Source organism: Frankia sp. AgPm24 (assembly GCF_023243055.1).
In the GTDB taxonomy this organism is placed as follows: domain Bacteria; phylum Actinomycetota; class Actinomycetes; order Frankiales; family Frankiaceae; genus Frankia; species Frankia umida.
In genome coordinates this window covers 22,013-24,805 of sequence record NZ_JALKFW010000143.1, presented here as the reverse complement: position 1 = coordinate 24,805, position 2,793 = coordinate 22,013, and the positions used below count along the sequence as shown (strand labels likewise).

Below are 2,793 nucleotides of genomic sequence, written 5' to 3'. Positions count from 1 at the left end.
CGATCTTCCTCTCCCAACCCGCCCAGGTCATAAGATGATAGCCATCGCCTGACTCACCTCATCTTGACGGGTAGGGGCGGCGCTGGTATTTCTCAGCCTGGCCAACGCGATACCGATCCTGCATGGCTCGAAGGGCTGCTCCTCGCTCGCCCACGAACTGCTGGTCCGGCACTACAACGAGCCTGTCCCGCTGCAGTCCACCGGGATCACCGAGGTCGGCGGTGAGGACATCACCGGGCAGTTGCTGCAGTATCGCCGGGACCGGTACGCCGCCACGGACATACCGGGGACGGAGCATGCGGCGCCACCGCTGATTGTCAGAGTATCCACACCGGACTTCCGGGACGGAATGTCCGACGACTGGTCGGCCGACGAGCCCACGGAAGGGGCGACGTACGGGGCGACGGAAAGGCCGACCGTCGCCGTCCTCGTCGGCCCGTCGCTCGTCGCGGCAGTGTCGCCGACGCCGGCCCCCGTGCTGGCGGACGCGCCGTGGGACGAGATCGTCATCGGCGATCTGCGGGACGCCCTGCTGTTCGAGGTCCGGGAGTTCACAATCCAGCGGTTGGAGGAGCTCGACAAGATTGACTCGCGGGTGGCGGCGGTCCGCGACTGCGCGATTCTGAACATGTGCGGCATCTGCGGTACGGCGGCCGCGAGGGTCATCAAGGCCGGCATTCATCCGATGCGGATCGAGTCGGGTACCCCCATCGAGGGACTTCTCGACAGGTTCGTCCGCGTGCTCGCCGGCGGCGCGCCTCCCTGGCTGCGCAAGGCGATGGACGCGCACGTACCCCCGGTCTGGCCGCTGGCCCCCCACACCGGCGTCGACCGCCATCCCGCTTCCGACGCTGGCCTCAACGGCCGCAGCCCGGCCGGGTCACCAGTCGGGGGGCTGCGGGTGCGGCGGCCACGACACCGGCCCCCCGGCGACGGATAGCTGCCGACTCACCGGCCTGGTCGATCGAAGACTGCTCCAGGGGACCGACGAGGACGCACAGATCCCGGAACTCGCTGTCCCGGCGCTCGACGAACAAGGACCCCACCGTCCGATGGATACCTGGGCAGGTCGCTGCGGAGCGGTACGAATCCTGATCTGGCGAGTAGTACGTGGGCATCGACGTTACGGACAGGATGATCGTCATGTCTCTCCCTGTGCAGAAGCGCCACGACCGGTTGATCGGAATTCGCGCAGTGGCCTCGGAGGCAGCGCCGGGTCCCAGCCAGATAGCTGATCGAGGCCGAGCTCCGTCAGCGGCAGACCCGGCTCACCACGGATCAGGGCGACGAACTCCCTGAAAGTGATCATGAAGGTTCCGGTGTCAGCCCGATCCTGCCCGGAGCGCCACAGGAGACCGTGCAGATTCCCGACGAACCCATGTTCCGCCGGGCGTTCTCCCCACTCGACATCGATGCGTTCGACACCGCTCCGGACGCTTTGGTCGCTGCGACCCCCACCTATCTCGCCGGCAAAACTCCCGGACCGCAGCCAGTTCTGCACCCTGAAAAAACCTGGGACAGGTTGGTTATCAGCTCGTTTATGGCCCGTGAAATCCGCGTGCCGGCGGCCAGGCCGGACGATGTTTGGAAGTCTCCGCGGAACTTGGCGCTGGCCGCGCATCTCTGTCGCCTTTCTCCACTCGGTTGTGGATTCACAGTTATGTGGCGCCTGGTCTCTCGACTGCTTCGCCAAGCTAATCGCTCGTCGGCGCGTTGCGCGTGCGCTGTTCCTTCGGGCTGGTATCCATGGAGGCCATCGGACCGGCCGTCGAGCCATCGAGAAAGTCCGTTCTGATAGTGAAAGGCGCACCAGTCGCATACCGCACTGTGTAACCGTTCGATGCAATCGACAAAACACGTCCGATGTCGCCGAGATGCTAGGAGGGAGAGGCGTGACCGCGTACGCCACGGGCGGGATGGATGTCAGTGTTCCAATCCACTACCCCATCGCAAGGTAATAGAAAAGAAGTCTGCCCGAGGGGTAAATCGACCATTTTCCATCATCCCTCCGGTCGTTGCCCTGTCGGACGGACTTCTGCTTGAATCCAGGACCGGCAGACATATTTCACCGACTCTCGCAGGTCCCTTACCAGTCGCAGTGCTCTGGTCCCGCGGTCGCGCTCCTCAACTGTTCGCATGGCAGAGATCGAGCTGACCGCACCGCGTCCGAACGTTGCTCTGCCGATCCTGCCGTTGGTGGGCCATCGCCCGGATACGCCTGCGGTGCTACGGGTTCCGAGCCGGAGGCTGTGCTGGCGCTCGCCGGTTTGGCCACCAGGCGGTGGTCGTGCGCCAGGGGCGGCATGGGGCCAGGCGCCATACAGGGCAAATTTTTCACTGACAAACCAAACTTCCCGCGCACGTAAACGGAGACAGCTGCCGTGAATCATCAGTCTTTGAACAAGAATGTCGCCAGGGCTGTCTTTCTGGCGACGGCGACAAGCGGCCTTCTGGGCCTGCTTGGAGGCACTCAGGGTCTCCCCGCCATCGCCGCCAGCCCGGCCGCCAGAGAGGTCGTACAAAACACTTTCGAAGTTCCCGGCCCCGGCGGGGCGATAAACCCCGGAACTCGAATTCCGCAGAATATCGACATCTTTGACAAAACGGGACCACAGGGACCACAGGGACCACAGGGCATTCCTGGTACCCCGGGTACACGGGGTCCGCAGGGCTCGCAGGGCGCTGTTGGCGTTGGGACGCAAGGCCCGCAGGGCTCCCAGGGTGGTCTTGGTGCTCAGGGCGCCGCCGGTACGCAGGGCTCCCAGGGCCCGCAGGGCTCCCAGGGCGCTGTTG

Annotated in this window: 1 protein-coding gene and 1 pseudogene; both read left to right on the top strand. The window is 64.9% G+C overall.

The features are described 5' to 3' along the window. Positions 1-82: 82 nt before the first annotated feature. Positions 83-205: pseudogene (locus MXD61_RS27915) on the top strand (nitrogenase component 1); the annotation flags it as partial. A gap of 36 nt (positions 206-241) precedes the next feature. Beyond that, complete coding sequence (locus tag MXD61_RS06635) at positions 242-940, top strand: hypothetical protein (protein WP_248811949.1); 699 nt, start codon at positions 242-244, stop codon at positions 938-940. The last annotated feature ends 1,853 nt before the right edge of the window (positions 941-2,793 follow it).